Consider the following 23,395-nt stretch of genomic DNA (forward strand, 5'->3'; position numbering starts at 1 on the left):
CACGCGGTGACCCCGGGCATGACCGCCCAATCGCCCACCAGCCGCTCCCGCTCCCCCGGGGCCAGCATCGACAGCGCGGAAACCGGCCGGGAAGGATCGGCCGCCATGCCTGTGAGCAGGGCGTCCAGGTGGCCGGCCATCCGCTCGACCGTGGCCGCGTCGAACAGCTCGGGGTCGTAGGACAGGGCGTACGCCAGCTCGTCACCCGCGTAGGCGACGAGGTTCAGCGGGAAGTTGGTGATGTCGGCGCCCTCCAGACCGTGGAGCCGTACGCCGCCGTCGGAGTGGCCGCGGTCTCCGTCCACGGGGAAGTTCTCGAACGCCACCAGGCTCTCGAAGAGGTTCGTACCGCGCTCGACGCCGCTCCAGCCCTGGATGCGCGGCAGCGGCACGTATTCGTACTGACGCGCATCGACCTGGGCCTCCTGCACGCGGGTCAGCCACTCGGCGGTCGGCGCGTCGCCATCGACGATCACCCGCACCGGCAAGGTGTTGATGAGCATGCCCACCATCGAGTCGACACCCGGCAGGTCCACCGGGCGGCCCGCGACGGTGGCGCCGAACACGACGTCCCTTTCACCGGCGTACCGGGACAGCAGCAGCGCCCAGGCGCCCTGCACCACCGCGTTGACGGTGAGCCGGTGGGTTCGGGCGAACGCATACAGGCGTCGCGAGGCGTCGGCGGAGAGCCGCGTCACCAGCCGCTCCGTGGACTGCGCGCGGTGGCTGGTGGTGGGACGGCGGTCGTACGGCAGGGCGGTCGGCTCGTCGAACCCGTCCAGCAGCGCCCGCCAGTACGCCTCCGCCTCCGACAGGTCCTGGCGCTCCAGCCACTCCACGTATGCGCCGAACGGGCGCCGTGCGGGCAGCACCGGTTGTTCGCCGGCGGCCAGCGCCCGGTACGCCGTGGTCAGCTCGTCGAGCATCTGGAAGGTGCTCCAGCCGTCCAGCAGCACGTGGTGGGAGGTGCGCATCACCCGTACGGACGTGTCTGAAGTACGGGCGATGGCGATGCGCGCTATCGGGGCGGTCGACAGGTCAATGCCGCGCTCGCGGTCCTCCGCCAGGTGGAGCTCCAGCGCCCGGGCCTGCTCTTCGGCGCCCAGGCGTCGCCAGTCGAGGTGGACGACCGGTGTCTCGACGTGTCGGCGCACGACCAGCAGCGGGCGGTCCACGCCTTCCCACACGACGGCGCCGCGCAGGATCTCCAGGTGGTCGGTGACATGCTGCCAGGCCCGCTCCAGCAGATCGGGTTCGGTCACACCGTCGAGGACGAAGCTCATCTGCTCGAAGTAGGCGCCGGAGCCGGGCTCGGCGAGGGTGTGGAACAGCATGCCGCTCTGCATGGGCGTGAGCGGGAAGATGTCCTCGACGTCCCGGCCGTCGCCGGCGATCCGGTCCACGGCCGCCTGGTCGAGCCCTGCGAGCGGGAAGTCGGACGGCGTCGCGCCGCCGGCCGCCGGGCCCTGGCAGTGGGCCATCAGGGCCCGCAGCGCCGCCATGTGTTCACCCGCCACGCGCTCCACCGTCGACCGGTCGAAGACCTCACCGGAGAAGATCCACGTGAAGCCGAGGCGGCCGTCCTCGACCATGCCGACGACGTCGAGGAGGTACGGGCGGGGCTCGTCCGGCGCGTGGTCGTGGCCGAGGGCGGGCAGGCGGTCGCGGACCAGCCCGTCCCGCGCGGTCGTGCCGTCCCACTGGCCGAGGTAGTTGAAACTGATGGGCGGGAGCCGGTCCGCGCGCAGCGCGTGACCGGGCGTGCCCGGCGCGGACAGGAAACGCAGCGCGTCGTAACCGAGGCCACGGCCCGGCACGGCCCGCAGCTGCTCCTTGACGGACTTGACCGCCTCGCCCCAGCCGCGCCCGGCGGGCAGCGTGAGGGCGACCGGGAAGTGGGTGGTGTACCAGCCGACCGTGCGGGACAGGTCCAGTTCCTCAAACAGCTCCTCCCGACCGTGTCCCTCCAGACCCAGGACCAGTCGGTCGGCGCCCGTCCAGTCGGCCAGGGTGCGACCGAGCGCGGTGACCAGCACGTCGTTGATCTGCGTGCGGTACACCGACGGCAGGCGGTGCAGCAGTGCTTCCGTCTCCTCGCGGCCGAGGCGTACCTCGACGGTCTGCTCGACGGCCGTGACATTGCGGCCGTCGGGGTGGTCGACCGGCAGGGCGGGAGCCCCGTCCGGGTCGACCGAACGCCAGTGGCCGATCTCGTGGTCGAGGGCGCCGGAACGGACGTGCGCGGCCAGGCGCTCCGCCCACTGCTGGTAGCTGCTGGTCTTCGCGCCCAGGTCGACCGGGCGTCCGCCGGCGAGTTGCGCGTACGCGGTGGACAGGTCGTCCAGGACGATCCGCCAGGACACCCCGTCCATGACGATGTGGTGGACGGCGACGAAGAGGCGGGGCGCGGTGCCGTCCGCGAAGCGGAACAGGAGGCCCTTGACGAGGGTGCCGTTCGCCAGGTCGAGAGAGCGCTGCGACTCCAGGGCCGCACCGTTCAGCACTGCCTCGGTGTCCTCGCCGTCGGCGATGTCACGGACGGTGAGGAGGCCGGACGGCCGGTCGCCGTACTCCTGGATCCAGCTGTCGCCGTCGCGGGTGTACCGCATCCGCAGCGCGTCGTGATGGGCGACGACCGCACCGAGTGCCTGCTCCAGCAGGGCGGCGTCCGTGCCCGGAGCGAGCTCCAGGTGTGTCGACATCGCGTAGTGGTCGGGGTCGACGGTGTGCTCGTCGAGGAACCACCGTTGGATCGGGGTGAGTTCGACGCGGCCGGAGACCTGGTTCGGTGTCGTCGTGGCGGGCTGTGCCGTGGTGGTGACGACGGGGGCGAGGGCGGCGATGGTTTGGTGGAGGAAGAGGAGGCGGGAGGTGAGGTGGAGTCCGGCCTGGCGGGCTCGGGAGACGACTTGGATGGAGAGGATGGAGTCGCCGCCGAGGTCGAAGAAGTTGTCGTGGACGCCGACGCGTTCGACGCCGAGGACGTCGGCCCAGACGGTGGCGAGGGTTTCCTCGGTGGCGTCGCGGGGGGCGGTGTAGTCGGAACCGGCGCGCACCGCGGACAGGTCCGGCGCGGGCAGGGAACGGCGGTCGACCTTGCCGCTGGGGGTGAGCGGCAGCCGGTCGAGGCCGACAAAGACGGCGGGCACCATGTAGTCCGGCAGCAGCCCTGACAGGTGGGCCCGCAGGTCGGACGTTTCTGCTCCCGCGCCCACGGTGTACGCCACCAGACGTCTCCGGCCGGTGGCGTCCTGCCAGGCCAGCACCACCGCGTCCCGCACGTCCGGGTGGGTCAGCAGGGCGCTCTCCACCTCGCCCAGTTCGATGCGGAAGCCCCGGATCTTCACCTGGTCGTCGGCGCGGCCCAGGAATTCCAGATCCCCGGAGGCCAGCCGGCGCGCCCGGTCGCCGGTGCGGTACAGCCGGTCACCCGGCACGAAGGGGCTGTCGACGAACCGCTCAGCGGTCAGCTCGGGCTGCCCGTGGTAGCCGCGTGCGACACCGTCGCCACCGATCCAGATCTCGCCCGGCACGCCCGGCGGGACGAGGTTGCCGTGCGCGTCGAGGACGTACACGCGCGTGTTGGGCAACGGGCGGCCGATCGGCACGTACACACGGCCGTGCAGGCTCTCCTCGGTCGGGACGAAGACCGTCGAGTCGACGGTCGCCTCCGTGCCGCCGTACGCGTTGACGACGACGCAGTCGTGCCGGATGCGGTGCAGCAGGGCACGGCAGTCTTCGACGTGCCAGCCCTCGGAGCCGACGGAGATCAGCCGGAGCGGCGGGAACGCCCCACCACGGCGGTCGACTTCCTGGAGGACGGCGTTGAGCAGCGACGGCACGATCTCCAGGCCCGTCGCGTCCGTCTCGGCTATCAGGTCGAGGAGTGCCGACGGCTCGGTGGTGACGTCCTTCGACGCGATGATCAGCGCCCCACCGAAGGGAAGGGAGCGGATCAGGTCCGCGAAGAACAGGTCGACGGAGAGGCTGGACACCGACAGGAAACGCGGCTTCAGCCCCTCCAGCCCGTATCTCTCGTCCCAGGCCGTGAGGATGTGCCTGACGTTGCGGTGCTCGACGGCGACACCCTTGGGCTCGCCGGTCGACCCGGAGGTATAGATGACGTACGCCAGGTCGGTCGCGCCGACGGCGGTACGCGGCGGGGTGGTGGGCAGCCGCCCGATCGCGTCCCATTCCGCGTCCAGATCCACGACCCGCACCCCCTGCCCGGCAGGCAGACGGTTTCGCACCGTCGACTGTCCGACGACGATCCGGGCCCCCGAATCCGCCAACATGTACGCGAGGCGGTCGGCCGGGAAACCCGGGTCGAGCGGCACGTACGCAGCACCCGCGCGCAGGATGCCGAGCAGGCCGACCGCCATGGCGGAGCCGCGCTCCACGCTGAGGCCCACCAGGGAACCGGGGCCGGCGCCGAGCGCGATCAGGTGGTGGGCGAGCCGGTTGGCGCGCTCGCTCAGCTCCCGGTGGGTGAGCGTGGTGTCTTCGGCGATCACGGCGACCGCGTCGGGAGTACGCGCGGCCTGGGCCGCCAGCCTTTCGTGGATCAGGGAGCCGTCGCCCGCCGGCAGCCGGGTGGCGTTCCACTCGACGGCGACCTGCTGGCGCTCGTCGTCGGTGAGCAGCGGCAGCGCCGTCACGGGCCGGTCGGGGTCGGCCAGCGCGCCAGCCAGCAGCACGCCGAGGTGGCCGGTCAGCCGGGCCACCGTACGCTCGTCGAAGAGCTCGGTGCTGTACTCGACCAGGCCGTGCAGGCGCCCGTCCCGTTCCTCGAACTCGAGGGTGAGGTCGAACAGCGAGGCATGGCGTTCGAGCGGGTACGGAGAGACGGTTGTGCCCGGCAGCGCCAGGGTGTCGGCGGGAGTGTTCTGCAGGACGACCATGGCCTGGACCAGCGCCGTCCGGCTCGGGTCGCGCTCCGGCTGCACGGCTTCGACGAGCTTGTCGAACGGCACCTCCTCGTGGGCGAACGCGTCCAGGACGGTGTCCTTCACGCGCCCCAGCAGCTCCGCGAACGTCAGCTCCGGCTCCACCTGGGTGCGCAGCACGACCGTGTTGACCAGGAAGCCGACCAGTTGCTCCAGTTCCCGGTGCCCGCGCACCGCGGAGGACGTGCCGACGGCGATGTCCTCCTGGCCGGACCAGCGGGCGAAGACCGCCTTCACCGCGGCCGTCAGCACCATGAACAGCGTCGCGTCCCGCTCACGGGCCAGCTCCTTCAGCCCCACGAGCGTGTCGGCGGACAACTCGAAGCCGTACACCGCGCCGGCCGACGAGCGCACGGCGGGCCGCGGGAAGTCGGAGGGCAGTTCCAGCGGGGCGATGCCCCCCAGTTGATCGCGCCACCAGTCGAGCTGTGTCTCCAGCAGTCCGCCGTCTTCCAGCCGGGCGCGCTGCCAGGCGGCGAAGTCCGGGTACTGGACGTTGACTTCCGGCAGGTCGGGCTCGCGGCCCTCGGTGCGGGCCGCGTACAGCTCACCCAGCTCACGGGCGACGACTCCCATGGACCAGCCGTCCGTGACGATGTGGTGCATCCCCAGGACAAGGATGTGCTCGTCCTCGGCGAGGCGCACCAGCAGCACGCGGACGAGGGGGCCGGACTGCAGGTCGTAGGGGCGGACCGTCTCCGCCCGCACGGCCTCCCGCGCTGCGTCCTCGTCGTCGGCGTCGGCGGTCACCCAGTCGGGGGCGAGCCGGTCATGGATGACCTGCACGCCCCGGCCGTCGCGGGAGTCGAAGGTCGTCCGCAGCGCCTCGTGGCGGGCCACCAGGTCGCGGACGGCACTGCGCAGTGCATACGGGTCGAGGAACCCGCTGATCCGCACAGGCAGCGCCGAGTGGTAGTCGGCCCCGCCGGGGGCGAAGTCCTCCAGGAACCACAGGCGCTGCTGGCCGAAGGAGAGGCGCAGCTCACCGTCGCGCGGCACCGTGGGAACCAGCGGCGCGGCGGCCCCGCCCTGGCCCGCCAGCCGCTGGGCGAGCGCCTCGCGGAGTCGTTCGGGAAGGGCGGCTATCCGGTCCGCGCGGGAAGACGGCGTGTTCATTGGCGGTATCCCCCAGGGGATTGCTGGTCAGCAGGTCGAGAAGGCGGCCCCACCGGCCCCCGCCGGAGGGGGTGGCGGGGGCCGGACGGGCGGCCGCCGTTGTCGGGGTGGCGGCCGGGAGCGGGTGGCCGGGAAGAGGTGGCCCGGCTCAGGCGGCGGAGGCGCGCAGACTGCGCGGCCGCATGTCGGTCCAGTTCGTCTCGACGTACGCCAGGCATTCCTCACGGGGCCGGTCGGCGAGGACGACCTCCCAACCGGCCGGAACGGCCGTACCGGCCGGCCACAGCGAGTGCTGGCCCTCCTCGTTCACGAGGACGTCGTACGCACGGTCGGACTTCTCGAAGGGATTGGACATGGTGGGACCTTTCCGCATGAGGGGGTGAAGGGTGGGGGAAGGCAGGTGGTTCAGGACGTCCCGGCGGCCGCTTCCAGCTCCGCCAGGACCAGCTCCTCGACGCCGGCGGCGGTCTCGGCGACCGTCGGCCTCTCGAAGAGGGCGCGCGGTGACAGATCGGTGCCGAACAGGGCGTTGATCCGCGACACCGTGCGCAGGGCGAGCAGCGAGTCACCGCCGAGCTCGAAGAAGTCGTCGTGAACTCCGACCCGTTCAGCGCCGAGTAGTGCCCGCCACACCTCGGCGACGAGTTCCTCGGTGGGCGTCGCCGGGGCCTCGTACTCCGTGCCGGTGGCGAGGCGCTGGTCCGGTGCGGGCAGCGCCCTGCGGTCGACCTTGCCGTTGGCGGTCAGCGGCAGCGCCTCCAGCGTGGTGAACGCAGCCGGGATCATGTGGTCGGGCAACGACGACGCCAGGTGCGCGCGCAGTTCGGCCGCGCCGGGCACCGGCGTCCCGCCGGCCGGGACCACGTGGCCGACCAGGGCGGTACGGCCCGACCCCGGGTCGGTGTGCGGGACGACGGCCGCGTCGCCGACCGCCGGATGGGTCACAAGCGCGGCCTCCACCTCGCCCGTCTCGACCCGGAACCCGCGGATCTTGACCTGTCCGTCGGCGCGGCCGAGGAACTCCAGGGTCCCGTCCGCCCGCCACGCCACCAGGTCCCCGGACCGGTACATCCGGGTACCGGGGACGCCGAACGGGTCGGCGACGAACCGTTCGGCCGACAGTCCCGGCCGCCCCAGGTAGCCGTGGGCCAGACCGTCGCCGGCGATGTACAGCTCGCCCGGCACACCAATTGGCGCGGGGACGAACTCCTCGGTCAGCACGTACACCCGGGTGTTGTGCAGCGGCGAGCCCAGCGGCACGGAACCCGCGCCCGGGGTATCGCCGTCCACCGAGCCGCGCAGGTCGTGCGTCGTGGTGAACGTGGTGGCCTCGGTGGGGCCGTACCCGTTGGTGAGCCGCAGCGCGGGGTGGGCGTCCAGGACACGGGCGCAGTGCTCCGGGGAGAGCCGGTCACCGCCCGCGACGAGCTGCCGCAGCCCCGCGAACGCGCCGTTGTCGTCGTCGGCGACCTGGTGGAACAGACCCGCGGTGAGCCACAGGTGCGTGACGCCGCGCTCCTTGAGGAACCGGCCCAGCTCCGCCGTCGTGGGCAGCCCCTGCGGGTGCACCGCGAGCCGCGCCCCGCGCAGCAGGGCCGCCCAGACCTCGAACGTCGACGCGTCGAAGGACAGCGAGGCGAACTGGGCGACCGTGTCGCCCGGGCCGACGTCCGTGTACGCCGCCTCGTGCACCAGCCGGACGACGGCCCGGTGCGGGATGAGCACGCCCTTCGGGGTGCCGGTCGAGCCGGAGGTGTACATCACGTAAGCGACGTCCTCGGAGCCTGGGCCCGGCGCGGGCGCCGTCGCCGGCCGCACGGCGACCGCCGACGTGTCCCGGTCCAGGTCGACGGTCCGTGCCGCGGAGGACGGCAGCCGGTCGCGCGTCCCCTCCTCGGTGATCAGGAGCTTCACCCCGGCGTCGCCGATCATGTAGGTGAGGCGGTCGGCCGGATAGCCCGGGTCCAGCGGTACATACGCGGCGCCGACCTTCAGGACGGCGAGCAGCGCGGTGATCGCGTGCGCGCCGCGCTCCAGGCACAGGCCGACGAAGGTGCCGGGGCCGGCGCCGAGCGCGATCAGGTGATGGGCGAGCCTGTTGGCCCGTTCGTTCAGCTCCCCGTACGTCACCTCCTCGGCCCCGTACACCAGGGCGACGGCGCAGGGGTGCGCGGCGGCCCGGGCGGCGAACAGCTCCGGGAGGGACGCCTCGGGCAGGTCCCGGGCCGTGTCGTTCCAGTCCCGTACGGTCAGTTCGGCCTCCGCGGCCGTGAGCATCGGCACCCCGGCCACCGGCGACGCGGCCTCGCCGGCGGCGGGGAGTGCGGTCAGCAGGGCCTCCAGGTGGCCGCACAGCCGGGCCGCGGCGTCCTCGTCGTACAACTCCGCGTCGTACGCGAGGGTATAGGCCAGCTCGTCGCCGCCGTAGGCGATGAGGTTCAGCGGATAATTGGTCGCCTCGGTGCCGGTCAGGCCGCGGACGCGCAGCCCGTGGGCGGCGGCGGCCTGGTCGTCCATCGGATAGTTCTCGAAGACGACCAGGGTGCGGAACAGCTCCTCGCCGCCTTCCATGTCACCGCACGCCTGGACGCGCGGCAACGGCACATACTCGTACTGGCGTGCCTCGACCTGTGCCCGCTGCACCTGGGCCAGCCAGTCGGTGACCGGCACGGTCCCCTCGACGCGGACACGGACCGGCAGCGTGTTGATCAGCATGCCGACCATCGACTCCGCGCCCGGCAGCTCCGCCGGTCGGCCCGAGACGGTGGCGCCGAACACGACGTCGTCGACGCCGGCGTGCCGGGCGAGCAGCAGCGCCCAGGCACCCTGGAGCACGGTGTTCACGGTGAGCCGGTTCCGGCGGGCGAAGTCGAACAGCTCGCGGGAGATCTCCGGGGACAGGCGGCGGGCGATCCGCGCGGTGGAGCCCGTACGGTGGCCGGGCGCGCGGTGCCGGACGACGGGAAGCGGCGTCGGTGCCCGGAAACCGGCGAGGATCTCCCGCCAGTACGTCTCCGCCCCCGCCAGGTCCTGCCGTTCGAGCCACTCCACGTACGCGCCGAACGGCCGGCGCGCGGGCAACTCGGGCTCCCGCCCGGCCGCCAGGTCCGCGTACGCCAGGTAGGTCTGGGTGAGGACGTCGAACGCGGACCAGCCGTCCAGCAGGATGTGGTGGAAGGCGCACACCAGCCGCACCGACGTGTCCGACAACCGCACGAGGGTGAGCCGCATCAGCGGAGCGGTGGTCAGATCGATCGGCCGGGAGCGGTCATCGGTGAGGAGGCGACGCACCGCCTCGTCCCGCTCGACGGCCGGCAGGACACGCCAGTCGAGGTGGGTGACGGGCAGCTCCGCCCGGCGGTGGACCACCATCAGCGGGCGCTCGACGTCCCGCCACTCCAGCGAGGCGCGCAGCACGCCGATGCGGTCGGACACCGTCTGCCAGGCGCGGGCGAGCAGCGTCGGGTCGCTCACGCCGTCGACTTCGAAGGACATCTGCTCCGCGTACGCGCCCGGGTCGGACAGCGTGTGGAAGAGCATGCCGCTCTGCAGTGGAGTGAGCGGGTGGATGTCCTCGACGTCCCGGCCGTCGCCGGCGATCCGGTCCACGGCCGCTTGGTCGAGCCCGGCGAGCGGGAAGTCGGACGGTGTCGCGCCGCCGTTCCCCGGCCGCAGACAGTGCTCCACCATGCCGTGCAGCGCGGCGAGGAACGCCTCAGCGAGCCGCCGGATGGTAGTGGTGTGGTGTGCGGCGGGAGCATGGATCCAGTCGACGCGCAGTTCGCCGTCGTCGACGGCGGCCACGATGTCGATGACGTGGGGCCGGGGCTGCTCGGGCTCCTGGTCGGCGCCGAGCGCGGCCAAGCGGGCGCGCACCAGGCCGCTGTCACCGGTGGCCCCGCCCCACTGACCGAGGTAGTTGAAGCTGATCTCGGGCTGCGGGGCGGTCGCGAGGGAGGTGTGCGCGGGGCTGCCCGGCCGAGACAGGTGACGCAACGCTCCGTAGCCGATGCCGTGGCCCGGGACCGCCCGCAGCCGTTCCTTCACCGACTTCAGGGCCTGCCCCCAGTCGCCCTCCGGGACGTCCAGCGTGACGGGGTGGATGGTGGTGAACCAGCCGACTGTACGGGACAGGTCGACGTCGTCGAACAACTCCTCGCGGCCGTGGCCCTCAAGGGCGATCGTGACCGGCGCGCCCGCCAGGTCGCCCAGGACGCGGCCGAGCGCGGTCAGCAGTACGTCGTTGATCCGCGTGCGGTACGCGGCGGGAACCCGCTGCAGCAACGCCTCCGTCTCGGCGCGGTCCAGCCGTACGGAGGTGACCGCCGCGGCGCCGAAGGTGTTGGCGTTCCCGTCCCCGTCCCCGTCGCGCGGCAGAGGGCGGACGGCGGCGGCCGTGTCCCGCCAGTGGTCGAGTTCGTGGTCGAGGGCGCCGGAGCGGACGTGCGCGGCCAGGCGCTCCGCCCACTGCTGGTAGCTGCTGGTCTTGGGACCGAGGTCCACGGCGCGACCCTCGGTGAGCTGCGCGTAGGTGGTGGACAGGTCCTCCAGCACGATCCGCCAGGAGACCCCGTCCATCACCAGGTGGTGCACCGCCAGGAACAGACGTGGCAGCCGCGACGGGCCGAGGCGGAACACCACGCCCTTGACCACGGTGCCGTTCGCCAGGTCGAGGGAGCGCTGCGCAGCGAGGGCCGCCTCGTGCAGGGCGGCGTCCCGCTCGTCGTCGGTCAGCGCGGACAGGTCCCGTACGGTCAGCCGCTGCGCGCCGGCGTCACCGTCGCCGTACTCCTGGATCCAGCTGTCGCCGTCGCGGGTGTACCGCATCCGCAGCGCGTCGTGGTGGTCGACGACCGCACCGAGTGCCTGCTCCAGCAGGGCGGCGTCCGTGCCCGGAGCGAGCTCCAGGTGTGTCGACATCGCGTAGTGGTCGGGGTTGACGGTGTGCTCGGTGAAGAACCAGTCCTGGATGGGAGTGAGTTCGACGCGGCCGGAGACCTGGTTCGGTGTCGTCGTGGCGGGCTGTGCCGTGGTGGTGACGACGGGGGCGAGGGCGGCGATGGTTTGGTGGAGGAAGAGGAGGCGGGAGGTGAGGTGGAGTCCGGCCTGGCGGGCTCGGGAGACGACTTGGATGGAGAGGATGGAGTCGCCGCCGAGGTCGAAGAAGTTGTCGTGGACGCCGACGCGTTCGACGCCGAGGACGTCGGCCCAGACGGTGGCGAGGGTTTCCTCGGTGGCGTCGCGGGGGGCGGTGTAGTGGGTATCGGTCCGGATCGCCGTCACGTCGGGGGCGGGCAGGGAACGGCGGTCGACCTTGCCGCTGGGGGTGAGGGGCAGCCGCTCCAGCGGTACGTACAGCGCGGGCACCATGTAGTCCGGCAGCGAACCGGCCAGGTGCGAACGCAGCTCACCGGTGGACAGCTCGCGGTCGGCCACCAGGTAGGCGACCAGGCGCCCCCGGCCGGTCTCGTCGTGGTGGACGAGGACCACCGCGTTCCGCACGTCCGGGTGGCGCCCCAGGGCCGTCTCGATCTCGCCCAGCTCGATGCGGAAGCCGCGCAGCTTGACCTGGTCGTCAGCGCGGCCCAGGTACTCCAGGCTGCCGTCCGCCCGCCACCGGGCCATGTCGCCCGAGCGGTACATTCGGTCGCCCGGCTCGCCGTACGGGTCCGCCGTGAACCGCTCCGCGGTCAGTCCTGGTCGGCCGTGATAGCCGCGCGCCAGGTGCGGGCCGGCGATGTACAGTTCGCCGGGCACCCCGACGGGCACTGGCTGGAGGGCCGCGTCGAGCAGACGTACGCGGGTGTTGGGCAGCGGGGTGCCGATCGGCGGCACGGCCCCGCTGGTGAGCGGCGCGCTCATGGTCGCGACCACCGTCGACTCGGTCGGCCCGTACGCGTTGACCATCCGCCGTCCGACCGACCAGCGGGCCACCAGGTCCCCGGTGCTGGCCTCGCCACCGACGACGAGGGTGCGCAGGCCGTTGAGCCCCTCCGGCTTCAGGGTGGCGACGGCCGAGGGCGCCAGCAGCGCGTGGGTGATGCGGCGCTCCCGCAGGAACGTCTGCAGCGCCTCGCCGACGAGCGGGCCGTGCGGGGGCAGGACGAGGGTGGCGCCCGCCGGGAGGGCCATCAGCACCTCCATGACCGCGCCGTCGAAGGACGACGAGGCGAACTGCAGGACCCGGCTGTCCTCGTCCACGGCCAGTCGCTCGATCTCGGCGGCGGCGAGGTTGCCGATGCCGCGGTGCGGGACGAGGACGCCCTTGGGGGTACCGGTGGAGCCGGAGGTGTAGATGACGTACGCCAGGTCGTCGGCACGCGGGCCGGGCTCGGGCGCGGTGACGGGCAGCGTGGCGAGCGCGTCGCCGTCCCGGGCCAGGTCCACGATCACGGCACCGGTGTCCGGCAGCCGCCCCAGCAGCTCGGTCCGGGTGACCACGAGGCCCGCGCCGGAGTCCCGGAGCATGAACGCGAGCCGGTCGGCCGGGTAGCCAGGGTCGAGCGGCAGGTAGGCGGCGCCGGACTTCATGATGCCGAGGAGGCCCACGACCATCTCCACGCCGCGCTCGACACACAGGCCGACGAAGGTGCCCGGGCCGGCCCCCAGGGACACGAGGTGGTGGGCGAGCCGGTTGGCCCGCTCCTCAAGCTCCTGGTAGCCGAGGACGGTGTGCTCGTCCTCCACGGCGGGCGCGTCCGGGCACCGTCGCGCGGCCTCCCCGACCAGCTCGGGGAACGTGCCGGTGGGGGCGGGGCGCACGGAGCCGTTCCAGCCGGTGACGACCTGCGCGTACTCGTCCTCCGTCAGCATCGGCAAGGTGGCGAGGGGCCGGTCGGGCTCGGCCGTGGCGGCGGACAGCACGGTCGTCAGGTGCCCGGCCAAGCGGGCAACGGTCGCCTCGTCGAATAGGGCGGTGCTGTAACCCACCCGGGCGGTCAGGCCGTCTTCGGTCTCGAAGAACTCGACCGTCAGGTCGAACGGCGCGGCGTCCCGCGGCACCGGGTGGTCCGCGGCGCGTACGCCGGGCAACCGCACGGGCTCGGCCGGCGCGTTCTGCAGGACGACCATGGCCTGCACGAGCGGCGTGCGGCTCGTGTCACGCGCGGCGCCGACGGCGTCCACCAGGCGCTCGAAGGGTACGTCCTGGTGGGCGAAGGCATCCAGCACGGTTTCCTTGAGCCGCGTCAGCAGCTGCGCGTACGACATGTCGGGGTCGATGTGGGAGCGCAGCACGACGGTGTTGACCAAAAAGCCGACGAGGTTCTCCAGATCGCGGTGGTCGCGGCCGGAGGAGGCGGTTCCGACGGCGATGTCCTCCTGGCCCGACCAGCGGGCGAAGACGGTCTTCACCGCGGCGGTCAGCGCCATGAAGAGGGTCGCGCCGTGCCGCTGCGCGAGGTCCCTGAGAGCGGTAGTGGTGCTGGCGGGGACGGGGAAGGTGTATGTGGCGCCGGCCGAGGAGCGCAAGCCGGGCCGCGGCCGGTCCGTGGGCAGCTCCAGCGGGGTGATGCCGTCGAGGCGCTCGCGCCACCAGCCGAGCTGCCGGTCGAGGAGCCCGCCTTTCTCCAGGCGACCGCGCTGCCAGGCGGCGAAGTCCGGGTACTGAACGCCGACTTCCGACAGATCGGGCTCGCGCCCCTCGGTGCGGGCCGTGTACAGCTCGCCCAGTTCGCCGGTGACGATGCCCATGGACCAGCCGTCGGTGACGATGTGGTGCATAGCGAGGACGCACACGTGCTCGTCGTCGGCGAGACGCACCAGCAGCACGCGGACCAGCGGCCCGGCCGTCAGATCGTACGGGCGGTTCGTCTCGGCGCGGACGAGTTCCCGCAACCACTCCTCGCGCGGCCCCTCCGCGAGGCCGCTCAGGTCCTCGGTGCGCCACTCGGGAACGAGCCGTGGGTGGATCACCTGGACACCGCGTCCGCCGACGACGCCGAACGTCGTGCGCAGCGACTCGTGGCGATCCGTCAGGTCCTCGACGGCGGCGCGCAGCGCTGTGGCGTCGAGGGCGCCGGTGAGGCGCAGGCCGGTCGCGGTGTGGTACTCGGCGCTGCCGGGGTCGAAGTCCTCCAGGAACCACAGACGCTGCTGACCGTACGACATGAGCAGGACGCCGTCGCGCGGGACGACGGGGATTGTCGGGTCCTCGGCGGTCTCGTCGGGGGCGAGGTGGCCGGCAAGTGCCGCGATCGTCGGCTTGTCGAAGAGGATGCGCGGCGGCAGGGTCATGCCGAGCGCGGCGCGCATCCGGGAGACGGCGCGGACGGACAGGATCGAGTTGCCGCCCAGTTCGAAGAAGTTGTCGTGGACGCCGAGGTCCTCGATGCCGAGGACCTCGGACCACACACCGGCGAGAGTCTCCTCGATGGCGTTGCGCGGTGCGGCCCGGCCGGAGTCGGCCCGCTCATGGACGGTCGCCGGGTCGGGCAGGGCCTTGCGGTCGACCTTGCCGTTCGGAGTGAGGGGGAGCGTGTCGAGCACCACGATCGCAGACGGGACCATGTGATCAGGCAGGCTCTCGGCGAGGTGGGCGTGCAGCTCCTCGGGGGAGGGGCGGCGCGCACCGGACGGTGACACATAGGCCAGCAGGTTGGTGTTATGGGTGAGGACCACGGCCTGGGCCACGTGGGGGTGAAGCGCGAGGGTGCTCTCGACCTCACCGAGCTCGACGCGGAAGCCACGCACCTTCACCTGGTCGTCGGCACGGCCCAGGTACTCCAGTGTCCCGTTGGTGCTCCAGCGCGCCACGTCGCCGGAGCGGTACATGCGCTCTCCGGACTCGCCGAACGGGTTGGCGACGAAGCGTTCGGCGGTGAGGCCGGGACGCCCGTGGTAGCCGCGGGCGAGACCGACGCCAGCGATGTACAGCTCGCCGCGCACACCGGCTGGGACCGGGCGCAGTGCGTCGTCGAGGACGTACACGCGGAAGTTGGCGATGGGCTTGCCGATCGGCGGGACGGTCGCGCCGCTGAGCGGGGAGCTCATGGTGGCGCAGACGGTCGTCTCGGTCGGACCGTAGGCGTTGATCATGCGCCGGCCGCGGGACCAGCGGGCGACCAGGTCAGCTGTGCTTGCCTCACCGGCGACGACGAGGGTGGCACCGTCGGGCAGACCGCGCCCGTCGGGGAGGACGGCGACGGTGGCCGGGGTGAGGGTGGCGTGGGTGACGCCGTGTTCGGCGGCGTAGACGGCGAGCGGCTCACCGGGGGCGAGGGTCTCCTTCGACCCCATCACCAGCGCGGCCCCGGTCAGGAGGCCCATGCAGACCTCCCAGAACGCCGCGTCGAAGCTGGCGGAGGCGAACTGCAGCACGCGGCTGCCGGGGGTCACGTCGAACGCCTCGGCCTGCACGGCCGCCAGGTTGCCGATGCCACTGTGGGAGACGAGGACACCCTTGGGGCGCCCGGTGGAGCCGGAGGTGTAGATGGCGTATGCCAGGTCCTCCGGTGCGAGCGCTACGTCGGGCGCGGTGGTCGGGTGGGCGTCGAGGGCGGCCCGGTCGTCGGTGAGGTCGATCAGCGTGGCACCCGTGTCCGACAGCCGATCGCGCAGCTCCCGCTGGGTGACGACGAGGCGGGCGCCGGAGTCCTGGAGCATGTACGCGAGCCGGTCGGCCGGATAGGACGGGTCGAGCGGCAGGTAGGCGGCGCCGGCCTTCATGATGCCGAGCAGGCCGGCGGCCATCGCGGCGCCCCGCTCGACGCAGAGGCCGACCAGCTGGTCGCGCCCCGCGCCGCGTTCGATCAGGTGATGGGCGATTCGGTTGGCCCGCTCGTCCAGTTCGCGGTACGTGACGGAGCCGTGTTCGTCGATGACGGCGATGGCCTCGGGGCGGGCGGCCACCTGGGCGGCGTACAGCTCGGGGAAGGTGCCGCTGGGCACCTCGCGCGCGGTGTCGTTCCAGCCGCGTACGACCTGCTCGAACTCGCCGTCGGTGAGCAACGGCAGCGTGGTGAGGGGCGATCCCGGGCTATCGGCGGCGCCGGCCAGCAGGACCGCGAGGTGGCCCGCCAGGCGCGCGGCCGTGGCGTCGTCGAACAGGGCGGTGCTGTACCGGACACACAGGCGCCGCCCGGTGGTGGTGACCTCGACGGACAGGTCCAAAGGATCGAAGTCCCGCTGTTCGCCGACCAGTTCGTCGACATCGACGACCATGGCCTGGATGTATGGCGTGATGCTGGTGTCCGGTGCGGGGGCCAGGGCCTCCACAAGATCCGCGAAGGGGACGCCGTCGTGGGCAAGGGCGTCCGTCAGGGCGCGGGCCGTGTCGCGCAGCACGGCCGCGAACGGCGCCGCGGCGTCGACGCCGGTGCGCAGGACGACCGGGTGCCCGGTGCGCGGGGAGATGGTGCCGAGGGCTACGTCCTCCTGCCCGGAGTAGCGGGTGAGCAGGGCGGTGACGGCGGCTGCGAGAACGGCGGTGCGGCTGCTGGCATGGCGCTGGGCCAGCTCCGTCAGCGCACGGGCGGCGGGGTCGGGCAGCTCGTGGGTGTGGACCGCGGTGCCGGCCGACCGGACGACGGGTCGTGACCGGTCGGTCGGGAGCTCCAGCGGCGGGACGGCGTCCAGTCGGGCCCGCCAGAACTCGATCTGGTCGGGCACTGCCCGGTTTACCGGCGCGTCGGCGCGAGCCACGTTGGTACCTCCAGGAACGGGACGGCTTCCGGGCACGGGTGGGCCAGGGCGGGGTGCGGAAGCCGGAGAAGTCGGAAAGACGGAGCGAAGAGGGTGCGGTGTCGGCCGGCGCGCGGTGGCGGGTGACCGGTGTGTGTTCGCGGCGGGCGAGGGGCTACACGGTCGGTGTTCGCCGGGCGGAGCGGCCGCCGAGTTGCATGAGGACCACGTCACCGGTGGCAGGACCGGTGACGAACCGGCCGGTGTAGGGGGCGGTGTCGGTGTCCGTGCGCCGAGCAGTGAAGGTCAGGTCGCCGTGCAGCGCGAGGTCGGCGGTGAGGCCGGTGGTGTCCGTCAGGCACAGGGAGGTGCCGTCGGGGCGGGTACGGATGGTGAAGCGTGTGTCGCCGTTGCGGTAGTCGCCGGTGAAGCGGTCGAGGCCCGTCGTCACGGCTGGCGCGGTGGAGACCGTGGGCCGGTGGTCGCCCACAGGTATGCCGTGCTCCCTCAGTGTGTCGACGAGGTCGGCCCACAGCAGGGTGCCGGTGGTCGCGTTGGTGGTCAGCGCGACGGCGGTGCCGGTGCGCGGATGGAACCGCAGGTGGGCGGTGCCCCCGTCGGCCGTTCCGTCGTGTCCGAGCCAGGGGCCGACGGGGGAGGCGTAGTGGGCGAGGCCGAGACCCCATCCGTCGGCCATGCCGAAGGCGTCGGCGTGGGGATCGAGGGCCGCCATCTCGGCACGGTCCGCGGCGGGGAGCAGGGTGTCGGCGTCGGGGTGGGTGCCCAGGTGCAGGGCGGCGAGTACGACCAGGTCGTCGGCGCTGCCGGCCAGGCCGCTCGCCGGGGCCCAGCCGGCCGGCACATACAGGCCGACGGGATGTGCGGCGCGCTCGCGGCCCGGCCGTACGGCGTGGCCGTCGGCGACCGTGCGCAGACCTTCGGCGGAGCCACCGCTCAGGAACACCGGGTGGATGCCGAGCGGTCGTAAGAGGGAATTCTCGACCACCGCCTGCCATTTCATGTCACCGGCCGTCTCGATCACGCGTCCGGCAATGTTGTAACCGGTGTTCGAATAGGAGAAACAGTGACCGGGTTCGTGGAGGGTCGACGTGGTTGCGACGCTCGCCGTGTAACGTGCCAGGGAGAATTCCTGTGCATCGTCGAGTTCGTGGTCGGCGACCAGCCCGGCAGTGTGACCGAGCAGATGTCTCAGGGTGATGGCGGACATGTTCTCGTCCACCGCCCCGTCGAACTCCGCCAGGTAGTCGGCGACGGGTTCGTCCCATTCGAGATCGCCTTGTGCTACGAGTTGGGCGACGACGGTGGCCGTGAACGCCTTGGTCACCGAACCCAAGGCGAAGGCGGTGTCCGCGGTCACCGTCCGGGTCGTGTCGGCACGTGTCACACCTGTGGTCACCGACAGGCTTTCCCCGGCCCGGTGGAGGGTCAACTGGGCGCCGGGAACCGAGTGGTCGTACGCGAGCCCGTGCAGTAGGTCCGCCGCGAGAGCCGCTTCCACATCTCCCCCTTGATAGACGTCACGGGTACGGCTACCCGTACCTTGTGGGTGCGGGTAGCCGTACCTCGACATCGTCGATCACGAGTCCGAAGAAGGGCAAGGGCTTTCGATTTAAAGAAAACGTGCAGTTCAGACGGGGTGTGCTGACCACGGGAGAGTGGCGGTCACCACCGTCGGGCCGCCGGGCGGGCTACTCAGGTCCAACCGCCCGTTGAGGGCGGCGGCCCGGTCCTCCAGCCCGCGCAGACCCGATCCGCCCGCGCGCTCCGCACCGCCCCTGCCGTCGTCCGTCACGCTGACCACGAGTTGATTGTCGCGTTCATCCAGGCTCACGTGGATGCGCGTGGCGGAGGCGTGCTTGACCGTATTTGCCAGACATTCGGCAATGATGTAGTACGCCGTCGACTCCACGCTCACGTCCGGGCGGCGATCCAGTGTGCTGCGGACGATCACGGGTACGTGGAAACGCTCCGTCAGTGCCGTGACGGCTGCGTCGAGACCGCGGTCGCTCAGAATGGGAGGCTGAATTCCACGCACCAGGTCCCGGATCTCGTCGAGAGCGCTGCTGATTTCCTGGTGTGCCTCGTCGAGGAGATTCGAAAGGTGTTCCGCGTCGGCGCTCCGGCGGTGTTTCGCACGGGAGAGGCGCATGAGGAGAACCGCGAGTCTCGCTTGTGCCCCGTCGTGCAAATCCCTTTCCAAACGACGGTAGTCGGCATCGTTCACCCGCAGAGCCGCGATGCGCTGGCGCTCCGCCGCCTGTTCCCTCAGTTGTGCCTCGGCCTCGTCGATCCGGCTGAGGATGCGCCGTACCATGCGGGCCCGTAGTTTGCCCATCCAGAAGAGCAGGCCCAGCAGCGCCGAGAAGAGGAGCACGGATGCGACGGCGACCGCCGCGCGCGTGAACGCCCCGGACACCAGGAGCGTGTTGCTGGGGCCGAGCGCGAGTTGCTCGGGCGGCCCGATGGGCAGGGCCACGGTGAACGTGACCACCGGGAAGGCGAGGGCCGCCAACGGCAGCAGCCAGACCGTGCCGAGCAGCAGGAGCCCGAGGTAGCCGACGTCGTCCCATCTGGCCTCTGCAGACCGGTGCTCCCGCTCCGCCTCCCGGTCGCCCTCGGCGAACCGGTGCGAGGGGTCTCCCGGGTCGCCGGTGACCGAGTGGGCGAGCAGGCGCTCCAGATCGGCGACGGCGTGCAGCAGCGGCAGGCTGAACGACATGCCCTCACGCAGGACCGCCATCCGTTTCGGCACCTGCAGCAAAACCCCGCCCGCGGCTCGGTCGGCACCGGGCGGTCGCCGTATCATCGCAGCACGGACCCACCAGACGATCGCCGCGGCACCTCGCATGGAGGCGAGGATCGCGGTCGGCAGGCCGACTAGCAGGAGCCACGAGGCGGCGCGTAGCGCCAGGGAGGCCGCCAGCAGGGGCACGAGCAGCAGGCCGACCAGGCTGCCCACGGAGAGGTAGATCAGGCCGGCGGTCACACGGTGAGGAGTCGGAAATGTCACGGGACTGGGGACCACGGTGCGTCAGCCGGTTCAGTCCCTGAGCCTCTCCAGGCCCCGCAGGTATTCCAGTACCGCCAGCACTCGGCGGTGATTCTCCCCGGAGTTGGGAATCCGCAATTTGCCGAGAATCGATGTGACGTGCTTTTCCACCGCACGTTCGGATATACCGAGTCGGTTCACGATTCCGCCGTTGGTCAGCCCGGTCGCCATGAGCTCAAGTACTTGGCGTTCACGTTGTGTCAGCAACTCGGTGGCGCGTTTCTCCCGCGGACTGCCGACGAACTGCTTGAAGATGTCGGAATCCAGAACGGTTTCTCCGCGCTGGACCCGGTGCACGGCGGACAGGAATTCCTCGAAGTCGCCGACGCGCTGCTTCAACAAGTACCCGGTTCCCGCCGGTGCGTTCCGGATCAGCTCCTCGGCGTACGTCGGTTCCACGTATTGGGACAGCAGCAGGACCGCCGTGTCCGCGCCGAGTTTCTGTATGTCCAGAGCGGCACGAATTCCCTCGTCGGTAAATGTGGGCGGCATACGGACATCCATGATGACCACATGTGGTCGGCTGGTCCGGACGACTTCAAGCACCCCTGTGGCGTCGCTCAGTGAAGCGATCACCTCGATCCCCTCGTCCGCCAGAAGCCTCGCCATGCCGGCTCGCAGGAGCGCGGAATCCTCGGCAATCGCGACGCGCATGGGAACTCCTGCTTACTAGGATAGTGCCGACCGGCCGCCGGGCACGTAGCCGCCCAGGGATGACGCAATAAAAGTTGTGTGGGGGGCATCAGCATAGGGGGGCGCGGTCGGCGACGCTACGCCGAACACCCCGTGGCCACGGTCCGACACCGTTACTGACGGGAAGCGACCATCTTCACACCGGCTTGCCGCAGCAAACGTCCTGTTGCCGCCAGACTTACCACCACGCCCACCAGCACGCACGCCGCCGTGAGCGTCGCCAGCATCCCCCATTCCACACTCAGAGGGGCTTCACCGCCGAACACCTCCAGTGCTCCCTGGTAGGCCCGTGCTCCCACGGCGACCACGCCAGCCGCGACCAGTACGCCCAGAACGGAGGTGGACAGCGCCTCCCACAGCGCCATGCGGCGCACCTGCGCCACACTGACGCCGAGCATCCGCATGCCCGCGATCTCGCCCCCGCGCCTGCTGTACGACATGACCAGCGTGCCCGCCACGGCGATCAGCGCGTACAGCGACGAGGGCACCGTCAGCACACCTAGTACCAGCTTGTTGAGCCGGTCCTGGTCGGTCGCCTTTTCGCTGAACCACTCGGCGGACGGCACCACCCGTACCCGTTCGGCGCCCACCTGCGCGGTCAGTTCGGCGGCCACCGTCCCCGGCGAGTCAACGGCCTTCCCGTCGAGCAGCACGGAAGCGCGCGACGGGGCCGCTGCCGTGCCCGCCGCACCGCTCGGCAGGAGCACCGACGGCATGGCCGACCCTCCTTCCAGTACCGCCGCGACCCGGGCCTGGACCGGCCGGCCGCCGAAGACCCCGTAGGTCACCTTCGATCCCGCGCGGTGCCCGTACCAGTCGGCGAACTCCCGTGACACGGCGACCGTGCCTGGTCGCAGCGGGGCGAGCGATCCGCCCACCACGGAGATCCGGTGCGTACGGGCCATGGTTGCCGGGTCCGCGACCGCCGCCTGTTCCTTCCACACCGAGTGTGGTCCGGACATGGCCACCTCCAGCTCGGCGGGCGCCGAAACGGCCGCCACCCTCGGATCGGCCCGCAGCGCCTTCAAGACGTCCGCGCTCAGGGTGTCGCCCCGAGCGGGCTCCACAACGAGTTGCGCGATCGTGCGCGCCCGGTCGTCCGCCTCGGTCGCCGCTCCGGTGGTGGACAGCACCGTCGTGAACGCGCCGACTACGGCAAGGATCGCCAGCACCGGCCCCACCAGGGACGCCGTGCGCCGCCGCGACGTGCGCACCGACTCCGCGGCCAGCCGCCCGGCCACCGGATCGGCCCAGCGCAAGGGCAGCGCCATCAGCCGCAGAAGTGGGGGGAGATACACCGGGCCCAGCAGCGTGGCGGCCACGGCCAGCGCCATCGTGCCGAACAGCGCCAGCGGAGTCGCCGCCTCGGCCCCGGCGCCGGGTGCCAGCACCACCATCACCACACCGGTCGCCAGCGTCAGCAAGCCCGTCACCCAGCGCCCTGCCGTCATGGTTCTGGCGTCCAGGTCCGCCTCGCGCAGCGCCTCCGACGGGCGCACCCGGGCGGCGCGGCGAGATGCGGCCAGCGTTCCCAGGACGGCCATGGACAGTCCGCTGCCCGCAGCGAACAAGAGCGGTCCGAGCAACGGTCCCGGGCGCAAATCGACCGGTGCCAAGCCCGTGCCGTTCAGCGCCCCCACGGTGACGGGAGCGGCCACGGCGGCGACCGCGCATCCGGTGAGGACGGCCGGCACCGCCACCGCGAGCGACTCGCCGAGCACCATCCGGCGCACCTGCCCCCCGCCCGCGCCTGTCAGGCGCAGCAACCCCATGTCGCGGCGGCGCAGGGCGATTCCGAACGCGCAGGTGCCGGCGACGACGAACACCGTGACGAACGCGGACACCACGCCTGCCATCGCCAGCACGCTCTGCACCCCGCCCAGGTCCACGTCACCGCTGGTCAGGACGTGTGCCGTGCCTGTCCCGTCGGTCAGGGTCACCGATGCGTTCCCGGCCTGCGGCGACGTGGGTACCGACCAGGTGGCCGCCAGTGCCGAGGCCGACGTCCCGACGAGTGCCACGCCCAGCGTCAGCGCCACGAACGTACCAGCGAACAGGGCCCAGTAGTGCCGCACCGAGAGGAGCGAGATCCGCCACATCACCGCTCCCACTCGCTCAGTCGGCGGGCGACGGCGTCCGCCGTCGGGTGGTCGAGCCGCCCGACGACCTTGCCGTCCGAGAGGAACACCACCCGGTCCGCACACGCCGCCACCACAGGATCGTGGGTCACCATGACCACCGTGCGCCCCGCCCGGTCCACCACGGCGCGCAGCAGGTCCATGACCTGCCGGCCGCTGCTCCGGTCCAGGGAGCCGGTCGGCTCGTCGGCGAAGACGATCTCCGGTTCGGCCACCAGGGTCCGTGCGATCGCCACCCGCTGCTGCTGTCCGCCGGAGAGCTGCGCGGGCCGCCGGTCGGCCTTGTCCGCCAGACCTACCTCGCGCAGCGCCTCCATGACCCGGGCCCGCTTGACCGACCGCCGCCGCAGGCGCAGCGGCAGCGCCACGTTCTCATACGCGCTCAGCATCGGCAGCAGGTTGAACTGCTGGAAGACAAAGCCGATTCGGCCACGGCGCAACACTGTGAGCTCTCGCTCGGTGCAGGCAGCGAGGTCGGTGTCCCCGAGCAGGACCTTGCCGCTGTCGGGTTTGTCCAGTCCGGCCGCGCAGTTCAGCAGCGTCGTCTTGCCGGAGCCGGACGGTCCCATCACGGCGGTCAGTGCCCGGCGTGAAATGCCCAGGCTGACCTCGCACAGGACGGGGATGCGACCCGCGGGCCCCGGGTAGCTCTTGGAGACGGCTGCCAGTTGGATAGCCGGGAGCTGGATGTCGGTGAGCAGTGACATGTTCCCAGTCCAGCAGAGCGGACCGCCCGGGTCAGTGGGCCTGCAAGGAGTCCTGGGGGGTGGGTTTTCCCTACCATTGGAGGAGGCCGCCGGGCGGTTAGAGTG

The 23,395-nt window shown here is 71.8% G+C and carries 8 protein-coding genes; all 8 read right to left on the reverse strand.

Going from position 1 to position 23,395, the window contains the following annotated elements; genetic code table 11:
• Nucleotides 1-6,062 (reverse strand): amino acid adenylation domain-containing protein (locus tag ACZ7G3_RS34705; RefSeq protein ID WP_470930559.1); only part of this gene is annotated, 6,062 nt, incomplete at its 3' end.
• Nucleotides 6,063-6,210: 148 nt separating this feature from the next.
• Nucleotides 6,211-6,417, reverse strand: coding sequence for an MbtH family protein (locus tag ACZ7G3_RS34710; RefSeq protein WP_470930561.1), 207 nt, complete (start codon nucleotides 6,415-6,417; stop codon nucleotides 6,211-6,213).
• Nucleotides 6,418-6,467: 50 nt separating this feature from the next.
• Nucleotides 6,468-16,670 carry an amino acid adenylation domain-containing protein gene (locus ACZ7G3_RS34715; RefSeq protein WP_470930563.1) on the reverse strand — a complete coding sequence of 3,401 codons (10,203 nt, stop codon included), beginning with the start codon at nucleotides 16,668-16,670 and terminating at the stop codon, nucleotides 6,468-6,470.
• A gap of 187 nt (nucleotides 16,671-16,857) precedes the next feature.
• The gene (locus ACZ7G3_RS34720) at nucleotides 16,858-18,201 is read right to left on the reverse strand and encodes a serine hydrolase domain-containing protein (protein WP_470930565.1); all 1,344 of its coding nucleotides are present in this window, start codon (nucleotides 18,199-18,201) and stop codon (nucleotides 16,858-16,860) included.
• A gap of 129 nt (nucleotides 18,202-18,330) precedes the next feature.
• Entirely contained in the window at nucleotides 18,331-19,689 is a 1,359-nt protein-coding gene (locus ACZ7G3_RS34725; RefSeq protein WP_470930567.1) for a sensor histidine kinase, read from the reverse strand.
• 54 nt (nucleotides 19,690-19,743) lie between these two features.
• The gene (locus tag ACZ7G3_RS34730) at nucleotides 19,744-20,406 is read right to left on the reverse strand and encodes a response regulator transcription factor (RefSeq protein ID WP_470930569.1); all 663 of its coding nucleotides are present in this window, start codon (nucleotides 20,404-20,406) and stop codon (nucleotides 19,744-19,746) included.
• Between the two features lie 152 nt (nucleotides 20,407-20,558).
• Complete coding sequence (locus ACZ7G3_RS34735) at nucleotides 20,559-22,544, reverse strand: FtsX-like permease family protein (RefSeq protein ID WP_470930571.1); 1,986 nt, start codon at nucleotides 22,542-22,544, stop codon at nucleotides 20,559-20,561.
• Nucleotides 22,544-23,290 (reverse strand): ABC transporter ATP-binding protein, encoded by a 747-nt coding sequence (locus ACZ7G3_RS34740; protein ID WP_470930573.1) that lies wholly within the window; start codon nucleotides 23,288-23,290, stop codon nucleotides 22,544-22,546. The genes ACZ7G3_RS34735 and ACZ7G3_RS34740 overlap by 1 nt, the downstream gene beginning before the upstream one ends.
• Nucleotides 23,291-23,395: the final 105 nt, after the last annotated feature.

This window comes from Streptomyces sp. NPDC037271 (assembly GCF_055603605.1).

Coding starts and splice junctions, on each gene's coding strand:
- ACZ7G3_RS34735 (WP_470930571.1), bottom strand. CDS start 22,544: ATGTGGCGGATCTCGCTCCTCTCGGTGCGGCACTACTGGGCCCTGTTC.
- ACZ7G3_RS34710 (WP_470930561.1), bottom strand. CDS start 6,417: ATGTCCAATCCCTTCGAGAAGTCCGACCGTGCGTACGACGTCCTCGTG.
- ACZ7G3_RS34730 (WP_470930569.1), bottom strand. CDS start 20,406: ATGCGCGTCGCGATTGCCGAGGATTCCGCGCTCCTGCGAGCCGGCATG.
- ACZ7G3_RS34740 (WP_470930573.1), bottom strand. CDS start 23,290: ATGTCACTGCTCACCGACATCCAGCTCCCGGCTATCCAACTGGCAGCC.